We start from the raw sequence: 23922 nt of genomic DNA, 5'->3' as shown, positions 1-23922 counted from the left end.
TCTACGACTTTCTTTTCTGGTTCAGTAATTCATAGGCCATCACCGCGCAGGCCACGGCGGCGTTCAGGCTGTCCGCCTTGCCCAGCATCGGCATTTTGACCAGCAGGTCGCATTCCGCTTCATAGGATTCGGGCAGGCCCTGCGCTTCATTGCCGACAAGCAGGAAGCTGGGGCTTTGGTAGCGCGGCTCCTGATAATCCTGGGTGGCATTGAGGCTCGTGCCGATCAGTTCGCCCGGACCCTGACGCAGCCAGTGCATGAATTCGCCCCAGCGCGCCTGGGTGATGGACTGGGTAAAGAGCGCGCCCATGCTGGCGCGCACGGATTCTACCGAAAAGGGATCGACGCAATCGTCGATCAGGATGAGGCCGCCTGCGCCGACCGCGTCGCCCGTGCGCAGGATGGTGCCGAGATTGCCGGGATCGCGCAGCGACTGGGCGACGATCCAGATATCCGCCTTGCCGCGGTCCAGCTTCGTCAGCGGGGTCAGCCGGTCGCGATAGACGCCGACGACGGCCTGCGCATTATCCTTGCCGCTGATCTTGGACAGGATGTCGGGCGTGGTTTCGATGACGTCGCCGCCCGCCGCCTCCATGGCCGCGATCAGGTCTGTGGCCAGCGGGTGCGTCGATCCTGCATGGAACAGCATTTCCGGCAGCACGCCTTCCTCGCGCGCTTCGGTTAGGATGCGTAGCCCTTCGGCAAGGAACAGTCCTTCAGCCTTGCGGAATTTCTTTTCGCGCAAGGACCGCACACGCTTCACCAGCGGGTTGGAGAATCCGGTGATTTCGCGTGCCACGATCCTGTCTTGAGCCTTTTGGAAGTCCGCCGAAGCGGCCTCTCTATAGGGGGATCGCGCAAAAGGGTAGAGGGCGCGTCAGGTCGCGCTATGGGCCTTATGCCGGGCGATGGAGACGCGGTTGCGGCCCGAGCGCTTCGCCTCATAGAGCGCCATGTCAGCCGCAGCCAGCCAGCTGTCGCTGGTCGGCCAGGCGTGGCGCAGTTCCGCTACGCCGAAGCTCGCCGTGACGCGCAGTGGGGGCGAACCGGGGATTTCGGTCGCGGCGATGGCTTCGCAGAAGCGTTGCGCCGCCCTGGCCGCATCTTCCTCACCCGTTTCGGGCAGCAGGATGCCGAACTCCTCTCCGCCCAGCCGGCCAAACGAGTCGCTGGGCCGCTGCAAGCTCGTGCAAAGCCCGGCAATGCCGCGGATCACCTGATCGCCAGCGGGGTGACCATAGCTGTCGTTGATCCGCTTGAAATGGTCGATGTCGAGCAGCAACAGGCTGGCGGGCCGCTGGTGGCGCTGGAACAGGCCGATGGCGCGGTTCATCTCGTTCAGGAAGGCGCGCCGGGTGAGAGCGCCGGTCAGATGATCGCGCTCCGCAATGCGGCGGAGTTCCAGTTGCTCGACCACCAGCGCCGCCAGATTGCGAAGGATGGCGATCTGGCTGGGATCGAACTGACGCGGGACCGTGTCGATCGCGCAGAGCGAGCCGATATTATAGCCGTCGGGCGTCTCCAGCGGAATGCCGGCATAACTGCGGATATTGGGATCGCCCCTGACCAGGGGATTGTCGCGGAAACGCGCGTCCTGTTGGGCATCGGTCACGACCATGGGCTGTCGATCGCGGATGGTATGGTTGCAAAAGGCGACGTCGCGCGGCGTTTCCCCAACGGCAAGGCCCGAGGCCGCCTTGAACCATTGCCGGTCGGCATCCACCAGCGAGACCGTTGAAATGGGCACGCCCAATATGCTGCGAACCAGGTCGGTGATGCGGTCGAACGACGGTTCGCGGGGCGTGTTCAGGATGTCATAGCGTTCAAGCGCGGCCATGCGCGCCGGTTCGTCCACCAATTTGGAATCGATCATTGCCAGGGCACCTGAATTGGTGACGCAGCGCTCTACGTCGTGCGACTCTGTTTTTATCGTGCGAAAATCGTTCGGGGCCGCTTGTTATGGCTTTGTCGGACCCGGCATCCCTTATTCCTCGCCAAACTTGTCCTCGACCAGCGTCACCAGCTTGCCCAGCGCATCCGCTGCCTGCGGCCCCGTGGCGCTGATGACGATGGAATCGCCCATCGCCGCGCCCAGCATCATCAGGCCCATGATCGATGTGCCGGTCACTTCGCTGCCGTCCTTGCGCACGGTTATCTGGGCAGGCAGTCCGCTGGCCAGCGTCACGAATTTGGCGCTGGCGCGCGCGTGAAGTCCGCGTTTGTTGCTGATGCGGACTTCCTGACTCAATTCGCTCATGTAGTGCTACCCAATAGTTCAGATGCCACGCTGATATATTTTTGCCCGGCTTCGCGCGCGGCGGCGACGGCCTGGCGCACGTCCATGACCTTGCGCGCGCTTTCCAGGCGGATCAGCATGGGGAGGTTGATGCCCGCGATCACTTCGATCTCGCCCGCCTTCAGCAGGGAGATGGCGAGGTTGGACGGGGTGCCGCCGAACAGGTCGGTCAGCAGGATGACGCCCGATCCGTCATTCACGCGGGCCACCGCGGCGGCAATGTCGGCGCGCCGCACTTCCATGTCGTCTTCCGGGCCGATGCAGATGGTTTCGATCTGCTGCTGCGGACCGACAACATGCTCCATCGCCACGACGAATTCCGTCGCCAGCGAACCATGGGTGACGAGTACCAGTCCAATCATCTAATTACCGGCCCAAATTGTTTCATGATTGTGCTTTCGGGCCTCCCGGTTCGCGCTTCTCCAGGCTGTCCTGCGGCGCTGATTCCATATTGCGGTGCGAGACCGTGGGCGAAAAGCCCGCATCTTGCAAGTATTTGGCTACGCGTTCTGCAACATGGACCGACCTATGGCGTCCCCCTGTGCAGCCGAAGGCGACAGTGACATAACTTTTCCCGCTTTCCGCGTAGCGCGGCAGCAGCAGCGCCAGCAATTCCTCCATGCGGCGCAGCGTTTCCTCATAAGCGGGATCTTCGGTAATATAGGCGGCAACGTCCGGGTCGAGTCCGGTCTTTGGCCGCAAGTCGGGTTCCCAGTGTGGATTGCGCAGGAAGCGCATGTCGAAGACGAGGTCGGCATTGAGCGGCACGCCGCGCGAAAAGCCGAAGGACAATATCGTCAGTACCGGAGCCGACAGGCCGTCGCGGGAGAAGCGGTTGCGGATTTCCTGCTGCAAGCCGTTGCTGGAGAGGCTGGTCGTGTCGATGATATGGGTCGCCCAGCGGCGCAGCGGATCGGTGAGTTCGCGTTCGCGCGCAAGCCCGTGCGCGGCGGGGCGATCCGATGCAAGCGGATGGCGGCGGCGGGTTTCGGCGAAGCGGCGCTCCAGCTCCATGTCCGAACAATCGAGGAACAGCGTTTCGATGTCATGGCCCTGGCGGCTGCGCAGCGCCTTGATCCGCCGGACGATCGCCTGCGCGTCGAAACCGCGCGTGCGTGCGTCGATGCCCAGCGCCAGCGGGCGGTCGTCTATATCCTCGTGGCCCGCGGGGACCGGCGTGTCGAGCAGGCGTTCGAGGAGCAGGAGGGGCAAGTTGTCCACGACCTCCCAGCCCATATCCTCCAGCGTCTTGAGCGCCGTCGTCTTGCCAGCCCCGGAGAGGCCGGAAACGAGCAGGATGGTCTTGGGCGTCGGCGCGCTCACGCCAGCCCCATGGTCTTGAGCGCCAGTTCGACCTTGATCGGCGCGGATGGTTCGAGCGGGGCGATCCTGACCACCGGAATGGTGACCCCGGCGATCATCCGTCCTTCCGGGTCGGCGGGCATCCGGTCGATGTCATCGGACAGATCGACCATCAGTGCGACGCGCGCATAGTCGATGCAGGGCATGTCGACGAGTCCCAGCCCACGCACCTCCATCATGCCGGTGATGGTTTGCGGCGCTGTGGCCTCCAGCCGCCCGTCGACCCATTTCAGCAATGTATAATCATCGCTGACGAGGGTTGCGCCACGGTCGATGAGCCGCAGCGCGAGGTCGGACTTGCCCACGCCGCTCGGCCCGCACAGCAACACCGCGCGCCCGTCGATGGCGACGCTCGTCGCGTGCAGTGTTTCGCTTGTTTCTTCCCGCGCCATACCCACCGCCTTCTTAGACCTTGTCCTGGCCGGTGGGAAACGAATTGAGGCGGTGAGAGCTGCTATCGTTGCAAATATTTGGTGGGGTCGCGTCCTATTCCGAGACAATGCCCGGATCGCGCTCCACCGCCATGGGCAGGCGCAGCATGAAGCAGGCGCCACGCTGGTTGTCCTCCCGGTCGGCGATGCTGATCTTGCCCTGATGCCCTTCGACGATGGATCGTGCGATGGCGAGGCCGAGGCCCGAATGCTTGCCGAAGCTTTCCGCTTCCGGGCGAACGCTGTGGAAACGGCGGAACACATGTTCCCGCTGCGATTCCGGGACGCCCGGTCCTTCATCCTCGACGCTGACCAGCACTTCATTGTCGGCGACGGTCGCCACGATCTGGACCAGCCCGCCGTCGGGCGAGAAGGAAATGGCGTTGTCGATCAGATTGTCGAGCACGCGCAGCAGGCGTTGTTCCTCACCCAGCACCACCGCCACATTCTTGCGCGGCCGGGCGAAGGCGATGCGGATGTCCCGGGGGACGCCGCGCGCTTCGCGGGCGACAATCATGCGTTCGATCAGCAGGCCAAGGTCGATCGGTTCGAAACGGGTGCGGGACAGTTGGGCGTCGATGCGGGATGCTTCGGCAATGTCGGTGACGAGGCGATCCAGCCGCCGCACGTCATCCTGTGCGATCGCCATCAGTTGCGCGCGAAGATCAGGCCTGTCCACCCGGTCCAGCGCGTCGAGCGCGGAGCGGAGCGAGGCGATCGGGTTCTTGAGCTCATGGCTGACATCGGCGGCGAAAGCGTCTGTGGCGTCGATCCGCTGGCGCAGCGCATGGCTCATGTCGGACAGCGCGCGCGCCAGCATGCCGATTTCGTCCCGCCGTTCGGGCAGGCGCGGCACCGTCACCTCGCGCGCACGGCCAAGGCGCACGCGGACGGCGGCACGGGCGAGTCGCTGCAAAGGTTGGACAATCGTGCGCGCGAGGAACAGAGACAGCAGCACCGACGCCAGCACGGCGGCGGCGATGACGATGCCCAGCCTCAGCCGCTCGGCCCGAACGATCCGGGTGATGTCGCGCGCATTTTCTGTCGCCAGCAGGCTGGTGCCGTCCGACACGCCGGTCGCGGCAGATATCATGAAAGTGCGGTCGGGCGCATAGCGGTTCGCCGCCTGCGGCCTGCCCGTCTGGCGCGCAAGCGTGAGTTCCGGCCAGGCATCGGCCCGGTCGATCACGGGTTCATCGAAATCAGGAGGGCGATCGGCGAAAACGACGCGATCGACCGCCTTGTCGAGGAAGCGCGCGACGTGGCGCCGCCAGCTTTCCTCCGAAGGCAGGCGCAGGCGATAGCGGGGAGCCTGCATGGTGAAACTGTCGGCGACCAGTTGCCCGTCCGCCCCATAGCGGCGGACGCGGTCGCCCGTCTGGCGGGAATAGGCGGCGATCAGCATATTCTGCCGGTCGGGCTGGGCCGTTTCCAGCGCGATGGCCAGCAGCTTCAATTCGCGCGCTGATTGTTCCAGCCGCGAATCGACGATGCGCGTGCGGTAGCTGTCCAGATAAAAGAAGCCGCCCGCCAGCAGCGCCAGCGCGAACACGTTCACGGCCAGGATGCGCGGCGTCAGGCTGATACGGCCCGACCAGCGCAATCCCGCTTCGCGCGCCTCATTCCTCGGAGAAGCGATATCCGGCTCCATAGAGGGTGTCGATTGCATTAAATTCAGGGTCAACCTCGCGGAATTTGCGGCGGAGACGTTTGATGTGGCTGTCGATCGTGCGGTCATCGACATAGACGTCATCCTGATAAGCGGCGTCCATCAACTGATTGCGGTTCTTGACCACACCGGGTCGCGCGGCGAGCGTTTCGAGGATCAGGAATTCAGTGACGGTCAGCGTGACGTCCTGTCCCATCCACTTCACCCGATGGCGGGCGGGGTCCATTTCCAAACGGCCGCGCACAATCGGGTCGGCGGCGGGTTCGCTGGGGGATTCGGGCGAACGGTTGACTTCCGAACGGCGCAGGATGGCCCTGATCCGGGCGATCAGCAGGCGTTGCGAAAAGGGTTTGGCGATATAGTCATCCGCACCCATGGCGAGGCCCAGCGCCTCGTCCAGTTCATCGGTCTTGGACGTCAGGAAAATCACCGGCATATGGCTTTTTTCCCGCAAGCGGCGTAACAATTCCAGTCCGTCCATGCCCGGCATCTTTATGTCGAATACGGCCAGGTCGGCGGGATTGTCGATCAGCGCCTTCAGCGCGCCATCCGGGTCCGAATAGAGGCGCGTCATGAAGCCTTCGGCCTGAAGCGCGATGGACACGGAAGTCAGGATATTCTTGTCATCATCCACAAGGGCGACGGTAGCAGTCATACGTCTTTCCAAAGGTCGTGGCCGCCAAATCCAGGCCTTTCTTTCAAGCGTTAGACGATGCCCGCCTCGCCCGCAAGAAAGGGGTAGGCAGGCAATAATGCGGTTTGCGCTTCCTGATTTGGGATAAACGGCGCGCGGCCGGGGTTTGACGCTGGGGATGCAAAGGCTTATTGCCCCTGCCATCTGCAAGAATGACGCCGCGCACAAGGGATCGCGGCGCTGAGGGGCGGATGGGTCGCGGGCAGTTGCTGGCGAACCGGATTTACATATCAGGAGCTAAGGCGTGCAGGCCAAATCCTCTATCACCCTGGATCAGCAGGGCATTTCGACGACCGCTGAACAATATTGGAATCTTGGCACCGCGCCACTCGTTGAAGCCGCTATCGCCAACGGCGAAGGCATATTGTCGAAGGACGGCCCGCTGGTCGTCAAGACGGGCAAGCACACCGGCCGGTCCGCCAGCGACAAGTTCATCGTCAAGGATGCCGAAACCGAATCGACCGTCTGGTGGGGCAAGACCAACGTCCCCATGACCCCGGAACATTTCGCCGCGCTGAAGGAGGATTTCTTCAAGGCGCTGGGTGAAAAGGACAAGCTCTACGTCGCGGACCTGTTCGGCGGATCGCAGCCCGAACATCGCGTCAGGGTGCGCGTCATCAACGAACTGGCATGGCACAATCTGTTCATCCGCACGCTGCTGGTGCGGCCCAAGCCGGAAGAGCTGACCCACTTCGCGCCTGAATATACCATCATCGACCTGCCGACGTTCAAGGCTGATCCCGCCCGTCACGGATCGCGCAGCGAAACGGTGATCGCGGTCAATTTCAGCGAGAAGCTGATCCTGATCGGCGGGACAAAATATGCCGGTGAGATGAAGAAGTCGGTGTTCGGCATCCTCAACTATCTGCTGCCGACCAAGGGCGTAATGCCGATGCACTGTTCGGCCAATATCGGTCCCGATGGCGACACCGCAGTCTTTTTCGGCCTGTCGGGCACCGGCAAGACTACCCTTTCGGCGGACGCCAGCCGCACGTTGATCGGTGACGACGAGCATGGCTGGTCGGACACGGCTGTCTTCAATTTCGAAGGCGGTTGCTACGCCAAGATGATCAACCTGTCGGCCGAAGCCGAGCCGGAGATCTTCGCCACCACCAAGCGTTTCGGCACGGTGCTGGAAAATGTCGTGATCGATGAAGATACGCGCGAAATCGACCTGGACGACAACAGCCTGGCGGAAAACAGCCGCGGTTCCTATCCGATCGACTTCATCCCGAATGCGTCGGAAAAGAATCTTGGCCCGGTGCCCAAGAACATCATCTTCCTGACCGCCGACGCCTATGGCGTGCTGCCGCCAATCGCGCGGCTGACGCCGGATCAGGCGATGTATCACTTCCTGTCCGGCTATACCGCGCGCGTCGCGGGCACCGAGATCGGCGTGACCGAACCCAGCGCGACCTTTTCCACCTGCTTTGGCGCGCCGTTCATGCCGCGCCATCCGTCGGTCTATGGCAATTTGCTGAAGGAGCGGATCAACAAGGGCGGCGTCACCTGCTGGCTGGTCAACACTGGCTGGACCGGCGGCAAATATGGCGTCGGCAAGCGCATGCCGATCAAGGTCACCCGCGCTCTGCTGAACGCGGCGCTCGACGGCAGCCTCAACAATGCCGAATTCCGGACCGATCCGAACTTCGGGTTCGAGGTTCCCGTGGCGGTTCCCGGCGTCGATGCGACGATCCTCGACCCGCGCGCGACCTGGGCGGACAAGGCGGCCTATGACGAGACCGCCGGCAAGCTGGTCAAGCAGTTCGTCGATAACTTCGCCCAGTTCGAAGAGCATGTGGATGCGTCCGTGCGCGAGGCTGCGCTGACCGCCGCCTGACGCTGAACGATCATCATGTTGGCACAGGAGCCGGGGGAGCGATCCTTCCGGCTCTTTTGCTTTCGGGCGGGGCGGCGCAATGCTATCCTGCCCTTAGCTATCAACGGGACATGAACATGATTGACCATCTTCTGAACAGTGTGGGCGGACTTGAAGCCGTCGCCGCGAAGCTGGGCGTGAGCGCCGAGCAGATGCAGGCGCTGATGGCCGAGATCGGCGGCAAGATCGCAGCGGGCGAAACCGATGTGGCGGCATTGGCGACCACGGCGGCCGAACATGGTGTGTCGGCCGACAAGTTGCAGGAACTGTTCGCGCAGTTCGGCGGGCCGGAAGCCATTATGAGCAAGATCGGCGGCCTGTTCGATGGCGATGGCGACGGCAATCCCATCAATGAATTGAGCCGGTTGGCCAAGGGCCTGTTCGGCTGAAAAGGCTGAGCGATTTCCCAGCATATGCGCTGGCATGATCGTCAGCTTTCCGGCGCAATAGTTTTTTCACCTTGCCTTCACCGGGCCTGAAAGGCATTCGGCCCACATCACTTATTGCGAAAGCCACGCAACTGGCGTCCACATCGGGACGTTCGCGGATGGATTTGGCAGGAGGCAAAGGTTTTGAGCGACGTGACGATCGAAAAGCCGGTGTTGGAACCGACCGGGGCCCTTAGTGTCGAAACCGTGCTGTCGGTGCGGCACTGGAATGAGCATCTGTTCAGTTTCCGCATCAGCCGCCCGGCAAGTTTCCGTTTCCGGTCGGGCGAATTCGTGATGATCGGCTTGCAGGGCGACAATGGCAAGCCGCTGCTGCGCGCCTATTCGGTTGCCAGCCCGTCGTGGGACGAGGAACTGGAGTTCCTGTCGATCAAGGTGCAGGACGGCCCGCTGACGTCCAAGCTGCAGATGATCCAGCCGGGCGACCAGATTTACCTGGGCCGCAAGCCGACCGGCACGCTCGTCACCGACGCGCTGTTGCCGGGCAAGCGGCTGTTCATGCTGTCGACGGGGACGGGTCTTGCCCCTTTCCTCAGTCTGGCGCGCGATCCCGACGTCTATGAATTTTACGAGGAAGTGGTGGTCGTCCATTCGGTGCGCCGGGTCAGCGATCTGGCTTTCCATGACGAGCTGGAAGGCAAGCTGGCGGAAGACCCACTGGTGTCCGAGCAGGCCGCCAACCAGTTCCACTATGTCCCGACCGTCACACGCGAAGATTTCCGCAACAATGTTCGGATCGACAAGCTGGTCGAAAATGGCGCGCTGTTCGAAGGGCTGTCGGGCGACAGGAAGTTCAACCCCGAAACCGACCGCATCATGATGTGCGGCAGCATGGAGATGATCAAGCAGTTCGCCGCCTATTTCGAAGGCGAGGGCTTTGTTGAGGGTTCCAATGCAGCGCCGGGGGCCTTTGTGATCGAGCGGGCGTTTGTCGGCTGATTGCTCCGGTATTGATTTAGCGAGAGGGCTGGCGGTCACGCTGGCCCTTTTTGTTTGAGCCGTTATCGACCAGAAATTGCCTTACCAGTAAGTGATTTCGTCGCCCGATAACGGACGTTGCTGGTGGCCGAACGGCTCTGCTATTTTGCTCAGTCCGCTCCCGATACTGTTCCCTGTTTCGCGCCTACTAGCTGTTGCGGGAAACTGTCCGCATACTCCGGCCTCACCACGGTATTCCACACTAGCCGCGACCCAAAGCTCGGTTCTCCCTCTGGAAGCCGGGCCACGCTCGTATCGAACATTTCGTTGAAGGACATCGCGTTGACATTGCAGAGGCAACTCAGGGCTGTTTCGAACGCATGGCCCATGCTGTCCAATTGGTTCGTGAAAAACTGCACCGCATCCTGCCTGTCCAGCGGAAACTCCGGGTGCACAATTTCGAGGCTTGGTGCCCAAAATGCTCCATCAGGCCGCATGGCATAATCATGCAGGACGACCTTATGCGTCGCCTTCGGGTGGATCATCGCATTGCGATGCTCGACGGCTGAGCGGAGGAACGTGAATATCCTTTCCAGATACTCGACTTCCTCCGAATTCTCCCCGTGCTTTTTGGCAATGGCTACACGAAAGGCCTTCTGCCACGGATCGTTGTGAACAACTTTTGAATGGAACATCAGCGTCAGCTTGGCGAGGGACATTTCCACCTCGCGTAAGTGCGATATGCAGCCGTGCAGTTTGCCCCTGATATTTGCGGTTCGAGGAAGATGCCCAAGGTCGAATTCGTGAGTCTGTAGCTTTATTCGGGTCTCGTTCTGGTGGGCCTTCATCTCTTCCATAACGTCGGCTATCGCAGCTAACGCAATTGCCGCATCAAGAGCGTGGGCGCGCGCCTCATCGTCATCGACCGTATCCGGTAAGTAGGTATGGTCGAGGAGTTGGAAAGCGACGCACAGCGTCTGCTGGATGAAGGTATGATCGACACCATAGGACAGTTCGGTGCGTTGCACAAATGGTGGGATAGCCTCGTTCGTGCGTTTCGGATCGATCCCATCGGCCATCTCACCAGAAACAACGCCACGTTCAGCAAGGAGATAGAGACGGTCGCCAATCGACTTCATGCAAACGATTTTACCGTGCTCTGGAGCGATCTGCACCTTGCCACCGCTATCTCTAATCCGATCGACGGGGCGGTTGCTGCCAGGCTTCTTCCGAAATCTCGTTTTCATCTTGGCACAATATCGAGAATAGAGCGAGTTCGCCAGCGGGCGGCCATTAGGACAGCCTAGCTCTCAATCTTACTGAGGGCTGCTTTCGCTCCGCATTGTCGCTAAACGGAATGTCCACAATCCACCCCTTTCCCGTCATCTCAGCGGAAGCAGGTATTTGCCGGCGAGAGCTGCATCGTTACTACAGAGATGCCAGCCTTCGCTGGCATGACGGGAGGGGAGGCTGGGTGGGGCCCTCCCAAGGCGGCTTCAAGCCAGCTCCACTTTAAGCACCGAGGCATCGGCTCCCACCACGCGCACGCGGGCGCCCGCAGGCGCGTCGGGGCCCTGGCAGGACCAGACGCTGTCGCCTATCTTTACCCGACCGCGTCCGTTGTCGATCGGTTCGACGACGGTGACGATCTCGCCCACGAGGCGGGCTGTGCGGTCGTTGAGCATCGGGTCTTGCGACGACACCGGATTGGCCGCGTACCAGCGCCGTCCGCCCCAGACCGAAGCGAGGCAGAGCAGCGCGAAGATCAGCAGCTGGACGGGAACCGATACGGGCAGGACGAGCGCGATGAGGCCGGTCACCGCCGCCGCCAACGCGACCCAGATCAGGAATACGCCCGGAATCACGACTTCCGCCATGCCGAGCAGCGCGGCGAAGACCAGCCAGCCCCAATGATCGTCCAGCATGGCGAGCCAGTCCATCAGCCCTGGCCCTGGGCAAAGGGGCTGCGGCGCGGCGGGGCGGGTGGCGGGGGCGGCGCGCCGCCTTCACCCAATGCTTCCTTTGCCAGTGCGCCGATGCCGCCCAGCGTGCCGATCAACTGGGTCGCTTCGACCGGGAAGAGGATGGTCTTGGCATTGGGAGAGGTGGCGAACTGGCTCACCGCGTCAGTATATTTCTGGGCGATGAAATAGTTGAGCGCCTGCGGGTTGCCGGCCGAAATGGCGTCAGACACCATCTGCGTTGCCTTTGCCTCCGCCTCCGCCTCACGCTCGCGCGCCTCGGCGTCGCGGAAAGCGGCTTCGCGACGCCCCTCGGCCTCCAGGATCTGACTCTGCTTCTGCCCCTCCGCCTTCAGGATCTCGGCGGCGCGCATCCCTTCGGCGTCGAGGATGTTGGCGCGCTTCTCGCGCTCCGCCTTCATCTGGCGGCCCATGGCGCTGACGATGTCGGCGGGTGGGCGGATGTCCTTGAGCTCAACGCGGGTGATCTTGATGCCCCAGGCGTTGGTGGCGTGATCGACGACCGACAGCAGGCGCGCGTTGATTTCGTCACGCTTGGACAGGGTTTCATCAAGGTCCATCGAGCCCATGACGGTACGCAGGTTGGTGGTCGCAAGCTGCATGATCGCGACATAGAGTTCCGACACTTCATAGGCCGCCTTGGCCGCGTCCAGCACCTGGAAGAACACGACGCCATCGACCGACACCATGGCATTGTCCTTGGTGATGATTTCCTGCCCCGGAATATCGACCACCTGCTCCATCATGTTGATCTTGCGGCCGACCGCGTAAAAGAAGGCGGGGTAGAAATTAAGGCCCGGGCGGGCGACTTCGGTGAAGCGGCCGAAACGCTCTATGGTATATTGATAACCCTGGCGAACCACCTTGACGCTTACCGCCAGATAGAAAAGCACCAGGAAGGTCACCGTCAGCGCAAAGGTCGTCAGCATGATTTTGTCCCCCTATGAAACTTGACTATGACGCGAAATCGTTAAGGGGAAAAGGCAAACCGTCATCAGGCCATGCGGCCGACCCAGGAGACTAGCCATGTTGCTGCGCCACGCCCGATCGCTGCTGTTCCTGCCCGCGTCGAACCAGCGGGCGATCGCCAAGGCGCGCACGCTGCCGTGCGACATGGTGATACTGGACCTGGAGGACGCCGTTCCCGACGACCGCAAGGATGAGGCGCGGGCAAGCGCCGCCGCAGCCGCCGACGAAGGTTTCGGCGGACGATTGTGCGCGCTGCGGATCAATGTGGCAGGGACGCCGTGGCATGGGCTGGACATGGTCGCTGCCAAAGGCTCCCGCGCCGACTATGTCGTGCTGCCCAAGGTGGAGAATGCCAAGCAGGTGAAGGATGTGTTCAGCGTTTGCCAGCGGCCCGTCATCGCCATGATCGAAAGCGCCGCCGGGGTGCTGGCCGCGACGTCGATCGCGGCGGAAGAAGGGACGGCTGGCCTGTTCATGGGGAATAACGATCTGCGGCAGGATCTGGCGATTCCGCCATCGGCGGGGCGGGAGGGGCTGTCCTTCGCCATGCAGTCGGTGATTTTGAGCGCCCGCGCCGCGCGCGTTGCGGTGTTCGACGGGGTGTTCAACCGGCTGGATGACGAAGCGGGTTTCGAGGCGGAGTGCGCCGCCGGTCATGCGATCGGCTTCGATGGCAAGACGCTGATCCACCCGAGCCAGGTGACGGTCGCCAATCAGGTGTTCGGCCCCGACGCGCAGGCAGTGGCCGATGCGCGGCGTTTGATCGAGGCGGCGACAGGGGGCGCGGAACGCTTTGAAGGCCGCATGATCGAAAGCATGCATGTCGAGGAAGCCAAGGCTCTGGTGGCGAGGGCGGGGGCTGCCGGGCAATGACGGGCAGGCGCTAGGTCCGACCTAGCCGCCAGCCGGAGATGCGCCCCAATATTGGCGTGCGAAACGCCGCACGTCGCTGGCCATTTCCTGATCTTCCGGCGCGCCGCCGCCGAAGCCGCCATGGGGCATGCCTTCGAAAATGTGGAGTTCGACCGCAATGCCCGCGCGCAGCAGCGCCCGGTGCATCCTGACCGCGTTGGACAGGAACAGGTCGCGCGTGCCCGCCTGAAGAAAGGTGGGCGGGAAGCCTGCTGAAAAATCGCCGAACAAGGGTGACAGATAGGGGTGCGCCAAGTCGTGCCCGGCGGCGTACAGCAGGTTGGCGTTCATCAGGGGGCGGGGCAGCATGACGTCGACCAGCTGGTTGGTTTCGAAGCTGTCGCCGGATTCGGTCAGGTCCAGTTCCGGGGTCAGCAATATCACTGCGGCTGGCAGGGCAAGGCCTTCGTCACGGGCGCGCAGCACGGTTGCGGCAGCCAGATTGCCGCCAGCCGAGCTGCCGCCGATGATGATGTTGCGCGGATCGTGGCTGTTCAGCAGCGCCCGGTACACAGCGACGCAATCGTCCAGCGCGGCGGGGTAGGGATGTTCGGGCGGCATGCGGTAATCCACCGCGTAGCAGGGCACGCCATGCTGATCGGCGATGCGCTGCGCGCCCGTCCGGCAAAATTCGCCTTCGCCATGGATCAGGCCGCCGCCGTGAATGTCGAGATAGACGCGGCCATCCATGTCCTCGCCCTCAGGCGTCGCCAGATGGACGCGGGCGCCCGCCATGTCGAAGCTTTCGACTGTCGATCGCAGGTTGGGCGCAAGGGCGGACGAGAAGTCGTTCATGAACTTGCCCACCACTTCCTTCGAGCGTGCCCAGCCTTCCAGATCGTCAGGCGTGGGTTGGGGCATTGCGTTCAGCGGCAGGCCGTCCGGCCCGACCATCGACGCGAGGAAAGCGCGGGCCTGGGCGCTGATGGATTTGGGGAAAGGGATGATCCGGCCAGCTATGCTGACCCCCTGCATATCGTCCATTGGTCCTGCCTCTCCTTATCTGTCGGCCGGATGATGAGGGGCCGTGGGGCAGGAGGCAAGGTTGTTGAGGTCAGTCGCGCGGGTGGCGTGCGGTCAGCAGGTAGTTGATCGCCTTGTTGGACGAAAGCGTGAAGCCCGTGCGCGGGTCGAAGGAAAGGCCGCTGATGTCAGTGACCTGCAACCCGGCATCGGCAATCAGGCGCGACAGCTCTTCGGGCGTCAGGAACTGGTTCCAGTCGTGCGTCCCCTTGGGAATGCCGCCGATGCTTTCGCCGATGCTGATCATCGCGAGGCGCGAAAGCGGCGTGCGGTTGGGCGTTGACATGACGAGCAGGCCATCCGGCGCGAGCCTAGCCGCCAGCGCCTTTACGAAAGCGGCGGGATCGGCGACATGCTCGATGACTTCCATCGAGGTGATGAGGTCGAAGCCCTGTTCGTCAAGCTGTTCGACCGGTGTGGCGCGATAGTCGATTGACAGATTCTGCCCCTGGGCATGGGCGCGCGCGACGGCGACATTTTCTTCCGCCGCGTCCAGCCCCATGGTGGCCGCGCCCAGCCGGGCGAGCGGTTCGGTCAGAAGGCCCGCGCCGCATCCGACGTCCAGGGCGCGTTTGCCTTCGAGGGGGCGGAAACTTTCTTCCTCGCCATGCCAGTGGCGATCGATCGCGCCGCGCAGATAACGCAGCCTGACGGGGTTGAGCTTGTGCAGCATCGCGCTGCTGCCCTTCGGATCCCACCAGTCCTTGGCCATGGCGCCGAAATGCGCGGCCTCGCGGGGGTTGATGGTGCTGGGTGATGGATTGGCCATGCGTCCTGACTATCAAGCTCCGCGATTGGGCGCCACGCACATTTACTTCTTCAGCGGCGGGTTCCGGGGTGGGGGGGCTTCGCCGTCGAGATATTTGTCCTCTGCGTCGAGTTGGCGATGCAGTTCGCGCGTCGCCTCTTCGGTGCGCGCCATTTCCTCAGGGCTTCTGTGCCGCCGGTTGCTCATCATGACGTAGATGAGCACAAGGCCGAACAGGATCGGTCCGCCGATGGTGACCAGCGCCCAAATGCTTCCGTCCATGCCATCCTCCATTATCTGGTGCGCAAGGAATGAACGACGGCGGGGCGTGTTCCCTGTGAGGGTGGCCTTGCTTGCCATATCCGTGGCGGCTGCTATAGCGACGCCGTTTTTTCCCCGAAGGGAAATTTCTTCTTTCCAGATCAGCAGGCAGGTTCGACAGGCAAATGGCGCGCATCGTGATGAAATTCGGCGGCACCTCGATGGCGGGGATGGAGCGAATTCGCAACGTGGCCGCGCGCGTAAAACATGTCGTCGATCAGGGCCATGAAGTCGCGGTCGTCGTGTCCGCCATGGCTGGCGAAACGGACCGGCTGGTCGGCTTCTGCAAGGAAGCGTCGCCGCTTTACGATCCGGCCGAATATGACGTCGTGGTCGCGAGCGGCGAGCAGGTGACGAGCGGCCTGCTCGCCATGACGCTGAAGGCCATGGGCGTGGATGCGCGCAGCTGGCTGGGCTGGCAATTGCCCATCCGCACCAACGAAGCCCATAGCAAGGCGCGTATCGGGGAGATCGACACGATCGACCTGCTGACGTCGATGCGTTCGGGCACCGTCGCGGTGATCCCCGGCTTCCAGGGCATGATGGAAGATGGCCGTATCTCCACGCTGGGCCGGGGCGGTTCGGACACCTCGGCGGTTGCCGTGGCCGCGGCGCTGAAAGCGGATCGGTGCGATATTTATACCGACGTCGATGGCGTCTATACCACCGACCCCCGGATCGTGGCGCGGGCGCGCAAGCTCGACCTTGTCACCTATGAGGAAATGCTGGAGCTGGCGTCGGTCGGGGCGAAAGTGCTCCAGACCCGCTCGGTCGGCCTCGCCATGAAGGAAGGCGTGGTCGTGCAGGTGCTTTCCTCCTTCGATGATCCCACCCAGGAAGACCTCCCCGGCACGCTGATCGTCAGCGAAGAGGAACTGGAAGCCAAGCTCAAGGAAAACAAGATGGAACGTCAGCTCATCACCGGCATCGCCCATGACAAGAATGAGGCGAAGATCACCCTGACCCGCGTGCCCGATCGTCCGGGCGCGGTGGCGCACATCTTTGCCCCACTGGCCGATGCCGCGATCAACGTCGACATGATCATCCAGAATGTCGGCCGCGACAAGGGCGAGACGGACGTGACCTTCACCGTGCCGGGCGCCGACCTGGCCCGCGCGCTGGACGTGCTGGAAAGCCAGAAGGAAGCCATCGGTTTCAACCGGGTGATCCCGGACACCAAGGTCGCGAAGATCAGCGTCGTCGGCGTCGGGATGAAGAGCCATGCGGGCGTGGCGTCCACCATGTTCCAGTCGCTGGCCGACCGCGGCATCAATATCCTCGCCATTTCGACCAGCGAGATCAAGGTTTCGGTGCTGATCGACGAGGATGAAACGGAGCTGGCCGTACGCGTGCTGCACACGGCCTATGGGCTGGACGCGCCGGTCGCTTGACCTTTTCTCCGCTCCCCTTCAGGGGAGGGGCCGGGGGGCTTGTCCCCACAGCATAACGGTTGGGGCGATGCCCCACCCCAACCCCTCCCCTGAAGGGGAGGGGCTTTGTGATTCTAGGGACATGACCATGACCAACGCCAAACTCGCTTCCCTGATGGCTCGCGGCACCGAATTTCTGGGCTGCGACGTTGCGATCCTGTGCGGGGCGATGAGTTGGGTGTCGGAGCGCCATCTGGTGGCGGCGATCTCCAACGCCGGGGGCTTTGGCGTGATCGCGTGCGGGGCGATGACGCCCGAACTGCTCGACAAGGAGATTGCGGCGACCAAGACGCTGACGAGCAAGCCTTTTGGCGTCAACCTGATTACCATGCACCCGCAGCTGTTCGACCTGATCGAGGTGTGCGCGCGGCATGAGGTGGGTCATGTGGTTCTGGCCGGCGGGTTGCCGCCCAAGGGCAGCATCGAGGCGATCAAGCAGAAGGGCGCGAAGCTGATCTGCTTTGCCCCGGCGCTCAGCCTGGCGAAGAAGCTCGCGCGGTCGGGCGTTGACGCGCTGGTGATCGAGGGCATGGAAGCGGGCGGCCATATCGGCCCGGTTTCAACGAGCGTGCTGGCGCAGGAAATCCTGCCCGAAATGGCGAGCCAGCTGCCGGTGTTCGTCGCGGGCGGCATTGGCCGGGGCGAATTGATCGCGGGCTATCTGGAAATGGGCGCGGCGGGCGTGCAACTGGGCACGCGCTTCGCCTGTGCGAGCGAGAGCATCGCGCATCCCAATTTCAAAAAGGCATTTTTCCGCGCGTCGGCGCGCGATGCGATCGCCAGCGTGCAGATCGACCCCCGCCTGCCAGTGATCCCTGTCCGCGCGCTCAAGAATGCGGGCACCGAAGCCTTCACCGTCAAGCAGCGGGAGGTCGCCAACCTGCTCGACAGCGGCGCGGTGGACATGGGTGAGGCGCAGTTGCAGATCGAACATTATTGGGCGGGCGCGCTGCGCCGCGCGGTGATCGACGGCGATGTCGAGGGCGGATCGCTGATGGCCGGGCAATCGGTCGGCATGGTCAGCAAGGAAGAGCCGGTGGCCGACATCATCGCGCAGTTGATGGAAGAGGCGGCTGTCGCGCTGGAGCGTCGCGCGGCCTGAAGCCGATCGACTGTGCGACGAGTGGAATCTCTTTCCCGTTGAGTCGAGTTCGCGATGCATCGTCAGGAACGCGCGGCTTTGCCATGAGTTTTCCGGTCGATGCTCGTGACGAGGGATTTTAAGTTGCCGCTGCCTGCCGCTTATCGCCGTTCATGGCAGCTGTGCTGTTTGACAACCCTTGCGCTGGTCGCGGGCTGTTCTACCCCCAAGGCTCCGCCCACGCCGCCGCCGCCCGTCGTGCGGACGGTAAAGCCTCTGCCGCCGATGGGCGCGGTGGAGGAGATGAGTATCCCGGATGTTGACGAAAGCGGCACATATCTGACGCCCAATCGCGGGGTCACCGCCAATACCGCGCTGTGGCACGTGCGCATGGCCCTGAACGTCGCCGCGCTGTCCTGCTACGGATCGAATGAGATCGCGAAGGTGCAATATAATCGGATATTGCATGTTCATCAGGCAGCGCTGCGCGAAGCCAATGCCGCCGTCGATCGCAACTATACGGCGGCCTATGGTAGCGGGGGGCTTCAGTCGCGCGAGTTGCTGAATACCGTTGTGTATAATTTCTTCTCCCTGCCGCCGGTGCAGCCGACCTTTTGCAAGGCCGCTATCGAGGTGGGCGCCAAGCTACTGGCCATGCCGTCGAGCGAGCTGCTCGCCTATGCGCCCGAAGCGTTGACCGCGCTGGAGGCGCCCTTCCAGGAATTTTACGAAGCCTATGCCGACTATCTGCGCAGGTTGGCGGAATGGCAGTCACGTTTCGGCGGGACGGTGAGCGTGGTGGTGTCGCCCACACCGCTGCCGCCGCCGCCAACGCCGCCCAAGGAGATCACGGCAGGTTTCGTGCCGCCGCCCGGCAGCGTGCCGATGCCGCGTGCGCGCGAGGAAAGCGGGCAGATGCTCGTGCCCAATCCGCCGCCTGCGATAATGGTCCCGGCCTTTCCGCTGACCAAACCGGCCAGCTAGCCGGCTCAGCCCTGCTTGTCGGCCGGGTAGGTCGCGGGAGCCTTGGGGGGGAGCGGGAACAGGCGGACGAACCGATCCGCCAGCGCCAGGTCGCCCTCCACCTGCAATGCGCCCGCGACGTCATCGAACCGCTGCCCGCCATAGATGACCGCGACGAGGGCATTTTGGTCACCGCTGAATATCGTATCGGCGCCCTGCGCGGACCCCCGGTCGATGGTGAAGTCGCCATCCCTCAGCAGGGCCCGAAATTCCTCCTCGCCGAAGCGCAGGCCGACGCTGGCGTCGAGATCGCCGATGCGGCTGCGGTCGATCATGGTGCGCATGGATAGCACCACCGACACGCTGCTCATCGGTTGACCCGGTTGCATCGTGGGCGACCGGCAGGCCCAGCGGCCCAGAACCTGGAACAGGATTTCCGACTCGCGGCCCCAGTCCGTCAGCTCATATATCTGGCTGGCTGCGGGAGGGGGCAGGCGGCGACGGACAAGAACGCTGGCGGCTTCAAGCTCTTCAAGCCTTTGGGTCAGCACGTTGGCGCTGATTCCGGGCAGGCTGGCGCGCAGATCGGTGAAGCGCTTTGGTCCCAGCATCAATTCCCGCATGATCGGCATCGCCCAGCGATCGCCGACCAGATCCAGCGCATGGGCCACGGCACAGCCATCCAGATAAGCCCGTTTCTTCACGCCCGCGTCCTTGGTTATATTTTCTAACTTATATGTTGCATAAGATAAGTTAGGGGTGCACAAAGATCAAGCCGGTGAGTCGCGCATTCCTGTTCGAGAGGGGCGCCCCGCCGATGAAATCCGCAGGAGATATGTGATGCCCGATGCTGCTCCGAAGATGATTTTCGTCAATTTGCCGGTGAGGGACCTGCCTGCCTCAATCGCTTTTTATGAAGCGGTTGGCGCGGTCAGGAACAATGATTTTGCCGACGCCACTACACAGATGGTCAGCTTTTCCGACGCTATCCATGTCATGCTGCTGACGCATGAGCGGTTCAGCAGTTTCACGCCGCGCAAGATCCCCGACGCGCACGAAACCGCGCAGGTGCTGCTGGCGCTGAGTGAAGCGAGCCGGGCGGATGTCGATGCGACAACCGAAAAGGCGTTGGCCGCGGGCGGTACGGAGCCGAACCCGCGCCAGGACCATGGCTTCATGTACGGCCGCAGTTTCGCCGACCTGGATGGCCACATCTGGGAAGTCGCATGGATGGACATGGAAGCGGCGATGGCGACCCATGAAGCGGCTGCATCCTGACCTGCGCCACGCTCGGCCTGATTCAAGAGGAGAGAGATGATGAGCTATATGGACGGTTTCGTAGTCCCCGTACCCAAGGGGAACAAGCAGGCCTATATCGACGCGGCCGCCTATGCCGCGCCCATCTTCATAGAACATGGCGCGACCCGCGTGGTCGAATGCTGGGGCGACGACATCCAAAAGGGCAAGGTCAACGACTTTCGGACCAGCGTGATCGCCGAGGATGACGAGGAGGTCGTCTTTTCCTGGATAGAATGGCCGTCGAAGGAGGTGCGTGACGCTGGCATGGCGAAGGTCATGGCCGACGAGCGGATGAAGCCGCAGGAAGGCCACCCAATGCCGTTCAACGGCCAGCGGATGATCTATGGCGGATTTTCCGTGCTGCTCGACCAACGGGCCTGAAGGGAGGCGGACGATGACCGATCTGACCGGTAAGTTCTTCTGGTATGAGCTGATGACCAGCGACCCGGAAGGCGCGATCCGCTTCTATGGCGATGTGGTGGGGTGGACCGCCAAGGCTTTCGGCGATGACCTGCAAGGCGATCCCTATCATGTGATTTCCGCAAGCCAGGGCGAAGTGGGCGGCATCATGGCCATCCCGGCGGAGGCGAAGGATTGCGGCATGCAGCCCTGGTGGGGCGGCTATGTGGGTTCGGCCGATGTGGATGCGGACGCGAAGCGGCTCACCGACGCAGGCGCGAGCGTGAAGCGCCCGCCGGAGGATATTCCGGGCGTCGGGCGCTTTGCCGTGATGAGCGATCCGGGCGGCGCGATTTTCATGCTGCTGAAGGGCGATAGCCCCGGCGAAATGGATGCCGCCTCGCCAATGGCGAACGGCCATGTCGGCTGGCATGAGCTTTATAGCGGCGATTTCGATGCCGACCTTGGCTTTTACACATCCCAGTTCGGCTGGGGGAAGGGCGAGGCGATGGATATGGGGCCGATGGGCAGCTACCAGCTTTTTTCCATGTCCGGCGCGACGGCGTTCAATGAAATGTCGGGCGGCATGATGGCGCGGCCAAAGGAAATGCCCGTTCCGATGTGGCTTTTCTATTTCGTCGTGCCCGACATCGATGCGGCGGTTGAAAAAGTAAAGGCAGGCGGGGGCACGGTGCTCAACGGGCCGATGGAAGTGCCGGGCGGCGCCTGGATCATCCAGGGCGCCGATCCGCAGGGCGCGATGTTCGCGCTTGTCGGCATGCGCAACGCCTGAGCGTCGAGGAGAAGGATCATGTCCAAGATTTCACTCTGTCTGTGGTTCAATGGCCAGGCCGAGGAAGCTGCCCGCTTCTATGCCTCGGTCTTTGGCGGATCGGTGGATTTCGTCGGCCGCTATCCTGACGATTCACCCGTTCCCGCTCCCTTCGATGCGGGCGATGTGCTGTTGGTGGAGTTCACCATCTTTGGGCAAAGCTATCAGGCGCTGAATGGCGGGCCGGAGTTCGGTTTTACCGAGGCGGTGTCGCTGTCGGTGTCCTGCAAGGATCAGGCGGAAGTCGACCGCTATTTCGACGTCTTGACCGCGGATGGCGGTTCGCCGGGGCCGTGCGGCTGGTTGAAAGACAAATATGGCCTGTCCTGGCAGATCGTGCCCGAAGAGGTGATGGAGATGCACCGGAGCGGCAATGGGCCGGGCATACAGCGGATGATGGCGGAGATGATGACCATGCAGAAGCTGGATCTCGCCCGGATGAAGGCAGCTTTCGAAGGGGAGACGGTATGAGCGGCGCGCAGTTCGAACTGTCGGTAAGCTGCCACATCGCCGCCCCGCGTGAGATTGCGTGGAAGGTGTGGACGGACCTTAAGGACCAGTGGTTTTGCCCAAAGCCCTGGCGCGCGGAAGTGATCGAGGAGGATCTGCGCCCCGGCGGCCGCAGCGCGGTGCGCATGTTCGGTCCCGATGGCGAGGATACCGGCCCGATGGAGGGCATCATATTGGAGGTCGTGCCGGGCGAGCGGGTCGTATCGACCGATGCCTATGCGTCCGGCTGGATACCGCAGACGCCGTTCATGACGTCGATCTGGAGCTTTGCCGACGAAGGCGAAGGCACGCGCTTCATCGCCACGGCGCGCCACTGGGATGCCGAAACGATGAAGAAGCATGAGGAAATGGGATTCAATCCGGGATGGAACCAGATGGCCGAGCAGTTCAGGCAGTTGTGCGAAACTTCCGCCGCGACCGCCTGAATCGAAATTCCCCCGATCGCTGAAGAGGGGACAGGGAAAGGGCGCCCGGATCAGCGGACGCCCTTTCTTGAAACCCCGTCTGCCGGCAGGATCAGACCTTCATCACCTTTTCCACTGCTGACCGGAATTTGGCCATGTCGTCGGCCGAGCCCACGGTGACGCGCGAAACGGTTGGCCAGATGGCCCAGGCGCGGCCGATCTGCACCTTTTCAGGCGTTGCGAGCATGGCGGCCTGCATGTCCTTGGCGGGTTTTTTCCAGTCCATCATGAACATGTTCGCCTGGCTACCCGGATGAACGACGATGCCCTTCTTCGTCAGCCATGCGATGGTTTCCGCCCGGTTGGCGGCGCATTCATCGCGCCGCGCCTTGATAAGGGCGGACTCGGTATAGACCGCGTTGCCGCACGCCATGGCGGTGATCGACAGGCCGCCCGCGCTGGGGCCGAACAGCATGATGCGCTTCTGAACTTCCGGATCGGCGAAGGTAAGGCCCAGGCGCACGCCCGCCATGCCGAACAGCTTTGAGAAGGTCCGCATGACGATGATGTCCTTGCGGCCCGCCATCAGGCTGACGGCGCTGGGCGCGTCGGAGAAGTGGATATAGGCTTCGTCCACCAGCAGCATCGCGTCGGCAGGCTTGTTGTCCAGCAGCCATTTGATGTCCGCCAGCGGCGTGATCGTGCCGGTCGGATTGTTGGGCGTGCATACATAATAGAGGCCCGCGTCGGGATTGGCGGCCAGCATCGCCTTGACGTCGTGCCCCTTGCCCATGGGCTGGGCGGCCTTGGCGATTGGCGCCTTCATATAGTCGGCCGTGCGCCATGCGGATTCAAACGTCGGATCGGCCGTGACCAGGCCCTTGGTCGGCGAGCAATAGGCCGCGACGATGCTGACCAGCGGCCCGCCGGAACCCGGCCACAGCATGACATGCGAATCGGGAATGCCTTCGACCTTGGCGACCGTTGAGACGAGATCGCCTCTATAATTGTCGGGATCATACCAGTTGCCGAAAGAGGCGGCGCGGGCCGCGGCTTCCACGCCGGAAGGAAAAGGCCCGGTCCAACATTCGTTCGATCCGATACGGACCGCGCCCTTTATCCCGCGCGCAGCCTGCTGCTGCGCGAGAGCGGGTTGGAGAAGCATCGAGTTCACGGCTGCGCCCGCACCCAATAGGGCTGCAATCTTGCCGAGGTTACGGCGGGAATACCCGCGATCCAGCAGGTCTTCGCGGGCGTCCTTTTCCAACATCATGGTCATGTCGTCTGTCCCCTTGTTTCAAGCAATCGCGTGCATTTCCAAGGGGGGAGACGAAGCGGCGCTCTATTTCCG

28 protein-coding genes are annotated in these 23922 nt (G+C 62.8%); 12 read left to right on the top strand and 16 right to left on the bottom strand.

Annotated elements, in window-relative coordinates; all coding sequences use genetic code 11:
* Position 1 precedes the first annotated feature (1 nt).
* The 8 genes from B6S01_RS04955 to B6S01_RS04920 form a co-directional block, all read right to left on the bottom strand.
* A complete protein-coding gene (locus B6S01_RS04955; protein WP_037461441.1) occupies positions 2-799 on the bottom strand; it encodes a TrmH family RNA methyltransferase in 798 nt (265 codons plus the stop codon).
* 78 nt (positions 800-877) lie between these two features.
* The gene (locus B6S01_RS04950; RefSeq protein WP_037461443.1) at positions 878-1873 is read right to left on the bottom strand and encodes a sensor domain-containing diguanylate cyclase; all 996 of its coding nucleotides are present in this window, start codon (positions 1871-1873) and stop codon (positions 878-880) included.
* 111 nt (positions 1874-1984) lie between these two features.
* Positions 1985-2257, bottom strand: coding sequence for an HPr family phosphocarrier protein (locus B6S01_RS04945; RefSeq protein ID WP_037461445.1), 273 nt, complete (start codon positions 2255-2257; stop codon positions 1985-1987).
* Positions 2254-2658, bottom strand: coding sequence for a PTS sugar transporter subunit IIA (locus B6S01_RS04940; RefSeq protein ID WP_037461446.1), 405 nt, complete (start codon positions 2656-2658; stop codon positions 2254-2256). The genes B6S01_RS04945 and B6S01_RS04940 overlap by 4 nt, the downstream gene beginning before the upstream one ends.
* 22 nt (positions 2659-2680) lie before the next feature.
* Complete coding sequence (gene rapZ / locus B6S01_RS04935) at positions 2681-3619, bottom strand: RNase adapter RapZ (RefSeq protein WP_037461447.1); 939 nt, start codon at positions 3617-3619, stop codon at positions 2681-2683.
* Positions 3616-4050, bottom strand: coding sequence for an HPr kinase/phosphorylase (locus tag B6S01_RS04930; RefSeq protein ID WP_037461448.1), 435 nt, complete (start codon positions 4048-4050; stop codon positions 3616-3618). Before B6S01_RS04930 ends, rapZ begins: the two co-directional genes overlap by 4 nt.
* Positions 4051-4144: 94 nt before the next feature.
* The gene (locus B6S01_RS04925; RefSeq protein WP_037461454.1) at positions 4145-5740 is read right to left on the bottom strand and encodes a sensor histidine kinase; all 1596 of its coding nucleotides are present in this window, start codon (positions 5738-5740) and stop codon (positions 4145-4147) included.
* Positions 5709-6413, bottom strand: coding sequence for a response regulator transcription factor (locus B6S01_RS04920; protein WP_037461456.1), 705 nt, complete (start codon positions 6411-6413; stop codon positions 5709-5711). The genes B6S01_RS04925 and B6S01_RS04920 overlap by 32 nt, the downstream gene beginning before the upstream one ends.
* Positions 6414-6696: 283 nt before the next feature.
* Between B6S01_RS04920 and B6S01_RS04915 the strand changes: the two genes are divergently transcribed.
* The 3 genes from B6S01_RS04915 (at position 6697) to B6S01_RS04905 (ending at position 9719) form a co-directional block, all read left to right on the top strand.
* Positions 6697-8292, top strand: coding sequence for a phosphoenolpyruvate carboxykinase (locus B6S01_RS04915; protein WP_037461459.1), 1596 nt, complete (start codon positions 6697-6699; stop codon positions 8290-8292).
* A 110-nt stretch (positions 8293-8402) separates the two neighbouring features.
* Positions 8403-8720, top strand: coding sequence for a hypothetical protein (locus tag B6S01_RS04910; protein WP_037461462.1), 318 nt, complete (start codon positions 8403-8405; stop codon positions 8718-8720).
* A gap of 183 nt (positions 8721-8903) precedes the next feature.
* Positions 8904-9719 (top strand): ferredoxin--NADP reductase, encoded by an 816-nt coding sequence (locus tag B6S01_RS04905; protein ID WP_037461465.1) that lies wholly within the window; start codon positions 8904-8906, stop codon positions 9717-9719.
* Positions 9720-9868: 149 nt separating this feature from the next.
* Here B6S01_RS04905 and B6S01_RS04900 read toward each other — a convergent pair whose 3' ends face one another.
* The 3 genes from B6S01_RS04900 to B6S01_RS04890 all read right to left on the bottom strand — a co-directional run bounded on the left by B6S01_RS04900 (position 9869) and on the right by B6S01_RS04890 (position 12609).
* On the bottom strand, positions 9869-10945 hold the full coding sequence (locus B6S01_RS04900; RefSeq protein ID WP_037461468.1) for a hypothetical protein: 1077 nt from the start codon (positions 10943-10945) through the stop codon (positions 9869-9871).
* A gap of 249 nt (positions 10946-11194) precedes the next feature.
* A complete protein-coding gene (locus B6S01_RS04895; protein ID WP_037461470.1) occupies positions 11195-11638 on the bottom strand; it encodes an NfeD family protein in 444 nt (147 codons plus the stop codon).
* Entirely contained in the window at positions 11638-12609 is a 972-nt protein-coding gene (locus B6S01_RS04890) for an SPFH domain-containing protein (protein ID WP_037461472.1), read from the bottom strand. Before B6S01_RS04890 ends, B6S01_RS04895 begins: the two co-directional genes overlap by 1 nt.
* 97 nt (positions 12610-12706) lie before the next feature.
* Here B6S01_RS04890 and B6S01_RS04885 point away from each other — a divergent pair, with 97 nt between their 5' ends.
* Positions 12707-13522: an HpcH/HpaI aldolase/citrate lyase family protein gene (locus B6S01_RS04885; protein WP_037461475.1), complete on the top strand. Its 816-nt coding sequence runs from the start codon at positions 12707-12709 to the stop codon at positions 13520-13522.
* Between the two features lie 21 nt (positions 13523-13543).
* Here B6S01_RS04885 and B6S01_RS04880 read toward each other — a convergent pair whose 3' ends face one another.
* From B6S01_RS04880 to B6S01_RS04870, 3 genes are all read right to left on the bottom strand, one after another.
* A complete protein-coding gene (locus tag B6S01_RS04880; protein WP_037461479.1) occupies positions 13544-14545 on the bottom strand; it encodes an alpha/beta hydrolase in 1002 nt (333 codons plus the stop codon).
* A gap of 70 nt (positions 14546-14615) precedes the next feature.
* Positions 14616-15353: a bifunctional 2-polyprenyl-6-hydroxyphenol methylase/3-demethylubiquinol 3-O-methyltransferase UbiG gene (ubiG, locus tag B6S01_RS04875; protein WP_037461481.1), complete on the bottom strand. Its 738-nt coding sequence runs from the start codon at positions 15351-15353 to the stop codon at positions 14616-14618.
* A 42-nt stretch (positions 15354-15395) separates the two neighbouring features.
* Entirely contained in the window at positions 15396-15614 is a 219-nt protein-coding gene (locus B6S01_RS04870) for a hypothetical protein (RefSeq protein WP_231567898.1), read from the bottom strand.
* A 164-nt stretch (positions 15615-15778) separates the two neighbouring features.
* Here B6S01_RS04870 and B6S01_RS04865 point away from each other — a divergent pair, with 164 nt between their 5' ends.
* The 3 genes from B6S01_RS04865 to B6S01_RS04855 all read left to right on the top strand — a co-directional run bounded on the left by B6S01_RS04865 (position 15779) and on the right by B6S01_RS04855 (position 19148).
* On the top strand, positions 15779-17044 hold the full coding sequence (locus tag B6S01_RS04865) for an aspartate kinase (protein ID WP_037461484.1): 1266 nt from the start codon (positions 15779-15781) through the stop codon (positions 17042-17044).
* A gap of 127 nt (positions 17045-17171) precedes the next feature.
* On the top strand, positions 17172-18185 hold the full coding sequence (locus tag B6S01_RS04860; RefSeq protein ID WP_037462207.1) for an NAD(P)H-dependent flavin oxidoreductase: 1014 nt from the start codon (positions 17172-17174) through the stop codon (positions 18183-18185).
* A gap of 168 nt (positions 18186-18353) precedes the next feature.
* On the top strand, positions 18354-19148 hold the full coding sequence (locus tag B6S01_RS04855) for a hypothetical protein (RefSeq protein ID WP_407695192.1): 795 nt from the start codon (positions 18354-18356) through the stop codon (positions 19146-19148).
* 5 nt (positions 19149-19153) lie between these two features.
* Here the strand turns inward: B6S01_RS04855 and B6S01_RS04850 are convergent, their stop codons facing one another.
* Positions 19154-19831 carry a winged helix-turn-helix transcriptional regulator gene (locus B6S01_RS04850; protein ID WP_231567900.1) on the bottom strand — a complete coding sequence of 226 codons (678 nt, stop codon included), beginning with the start codon at positions 19829-19831 and terminating at the stop codon, positions 19154-19156.
* Positions 19832-19967: 136 nt separating this feature from the next.
* On the opposite strand from B6S01_RS04850, the gene B6S01_RS04845 reads away from it, so the two are divergent.
* From B6S01_RS04845 to B6S01_RS04825, 5 genes are read left to right on the top strand one after another with little or no spacing between them, the layout of a single operon-like run.
* A complete protein-coding gene (locus tag B6S01_RS04845) occupies positions 19968-20405 on the top strand; it encodes a VOC family protein (RefSeq protein WP_037461487.1) in 438 nt (145 codons plus the stop codon).
* A 39-nt stretch (positions 20406-20444) separates the two neighbouring features.
* Entirely contained in the window at positions 20445-20807 is a 363-nt protein-coding gene (locus B6S01_RS04840; protein ID WP_037462213.1) for a DUF1428 domain-containing protein, read from the top strand.
* Between the two features lie 13 nt (positions 20808-20820).
* Positions 20821-21618 (top strand): VOC family protein, encoded by a 798-nt coding sequence (locus B6S01_RS04835; RefSeq protein WP_037461489.1) that lies wholly within the window; start codon positions 20821-20823, stop codon positions 21616-21618.
* Between the two features lie 18 nt (positions 21619-21636).
* Positions 21637-22128, top strand: a complete 492-nt coding sequence (locus B6S01_RS04830) for a VOC family protein (protein WP_037461491.1) — start codon at positions 21637-21639, stop codon at positions 22126-22128.
* Entirely contained in the window at positions 22125-22592 is a 468-nt protein-coding gene (locus tag B6S01_RS04825) for an SRPBCC domain-containing protein (protein ID WP_037461493.1), read from the top strand. The genes B6S01_RS04830 and B6S01_RS04825 overlap by 4 nt, the downstream gene beginning before the upstream one ends.
* Before the next feature lie 91 nt (positions 22593-22683).
* On the opposite strand, the gene B6S01_RS04820 is transcribed toward B6S01_RS04825, so the two are convergent.
* Entirely contained in the window at positions 22684-23850 is a 1167-nt protein-coding gene (locus B6S01_RS04820; protein ID WP_037461495.1) for a pyridoxal phosphate-dependent aminotransferase, read from the bottom strand.
* Positions 23851-23922: the final 72 nt, after the last annotated feature.

The sequence above is a fragment of the Sphingobium herbicidovorans genome, assembly GCF_002080435.1.
GTDB lineage: Bacteria > Pseudomonadota > Alphaproteobacteria > Sphingomonadales > Sphingomonadaceae > Sphingobium > Sphingobium herbicidovorans.
The sequence above is the reverse complement of the archived record's forward strand: the minus strand, read 5'-3'. Positions and strand labels throughout refer to the sequence as shown.

Bases quoted from the DNA above. Each gene is read 5' to 3' on its own strand.
- B6S01_RS04950 (WP_037461443.1), bottom strand. From the start codon at position 1,873: ATGATCGATTCCAAATTGGTGGACGAACCGGCGCGCATGGCCGCGCTT.
- B6S01_RS04945 (WP_037461445.1), bottom strand. From the start codon at position 2,257: ATGAGCGAATTGAGTCAGGAAGTCCGCATCAGCAACAAACGCGGACTT.
- B6S01_RS04940 (WP_037461446.1), bottom strand. From the start codon at position 2,658: ATGATTGGACTGGTACTCGTCACCCATGGTTCGCTGGCGACGGAATTC.
- B6S01_RS04930 (WP_037461448.1), bottom strand. From the start codon at position 4,050: ATGGCGCGGGAAGAAACAAGCGAAACACTGCACGCGACGAGCGTCGCC.
- B6S01_RS04925 (WP_037461454.1), bottom strand. From the start codon at position 5,740: ATGGAGCCGGATATCGCTTCTCCGAGGAATGAGGCGCGCGAAGCGGGA.
- B6S01_RS04920 (WP_037461456.1), bottom strand. From the start codon at position 6,413: ATGACTGCTACCGTCGCCCTTGTGGATGATGACAAGAATATCCTGACT.
- B6S01_RS04910 (WP_037461462.1), top strand. From the start codon at position 8,403: ATGAACATGATTGACCATCTTCTGAACAGTGTGGGCGGACTTGAAGCC.
- B6S01_RS04900 (WP_037461468.1), bottom strand. From the start codon at position 10,945: ATGAAAACGAGATTTCGGAAGAAGCCTGGCAGCAACCGCCCCGTCGAT.
- B6S01_RS04895 (WP_037461470.1), bottom strand. From the start codon at position 11,638: ATGGACTGGCTCGCCATGCTGGACGATCATTGGGGCTGGCTGGTCTTC.
- B6S01_RS04890 (WP_037461472.1), bottom strand. From the start codon at position 12,609: ATGCTGACGACCTTTGCGCTGACGGTGACCTTCCTGGTGCTTTTCTAT.
- B6S01_RS04885 (WP_037461475.1), top strand. From the start codon at position 12,707: ATGTTGCTGCGCCACGCCCGATCGCTGCTGTTCCTGCCCGCGTCGAAC.
- B6S01_RS04880 (WP_037461479.1), bottom strand. From the start codon at position 14,545: ATGGACGATATGCAGGGGGTCAGCATAGCTGGCCGGATCATCCCTTTC.
- ubiG (WP_037461481.1), bottom strand. From the start codon at position 15,353: ATGGCCAATCCATCACCCAGCACCATCAACCCCCGCGAGGCCGCGCAT.
- B6S01_RS04870 (WP_231567898.1), bottom strand. From the start codon at position 15,614: ATGGACGGAAGCATTTGGGCGCTGGTCACCATCGGCGGACCGATCCTG.
- B6S01_RS04865 (WP_037461484.1), top strand. From the start codon at position 15,779: ATGGCGCGCATCGTGATGAAATTCGGCGGCACCTCGATGGCGGGGATG.
- B6S01_RS04860 (WP_037462207.1), top strand. From the start codon at position 17,172: ATGACCAACGCCAAACTCGCTTCCCTGATGGCTCGCGGCACCGAATTT.
- B6S01_RS04845 (WP_037461487.1), top strand. From the start codon at position 19,968: ATGCCCGATGCTGCTCCGAAGATGATTTTCGTCAATTTGCCGGTGAGG.
- B6S01_RS04840 (WP_037462213.1), top strand. From the start codon at position 20,445: ATGAGCTATATGGACGGTTTCGTAGTCCCCGTACCCAAGGGGAACAAG.
- B6S01_RS04835 (WP_037461489.1), top strand. From the start codon at position 20,821: ATGACCGATCTGACCGGTAAGTTCTTCTGGTATGAGCTGATGACCAGC.
- B6S01_RS04830 (WP_037461491.1), top strand. From the start codon at position 21,637: ATGTCCAAGATTTCACTCTGTCTGTGGTTCAATGGCCAGGCCGAGGAA.
- B6S01_RS04825 (WP_037461493.1), top strand. From the start codon at position 22,125: ATGAGCGGCGCGCAGTTCGAACTGTCGGTAAGCTGCCACATCGCCGCC.
- B6S01_RS04820 (WP_037461495.1), bottom strand. From the start codon at position 23,850: ATGACCATGATGTTGGAAAAGGACGCCCGCGAAGACCTGCTGGATCGC.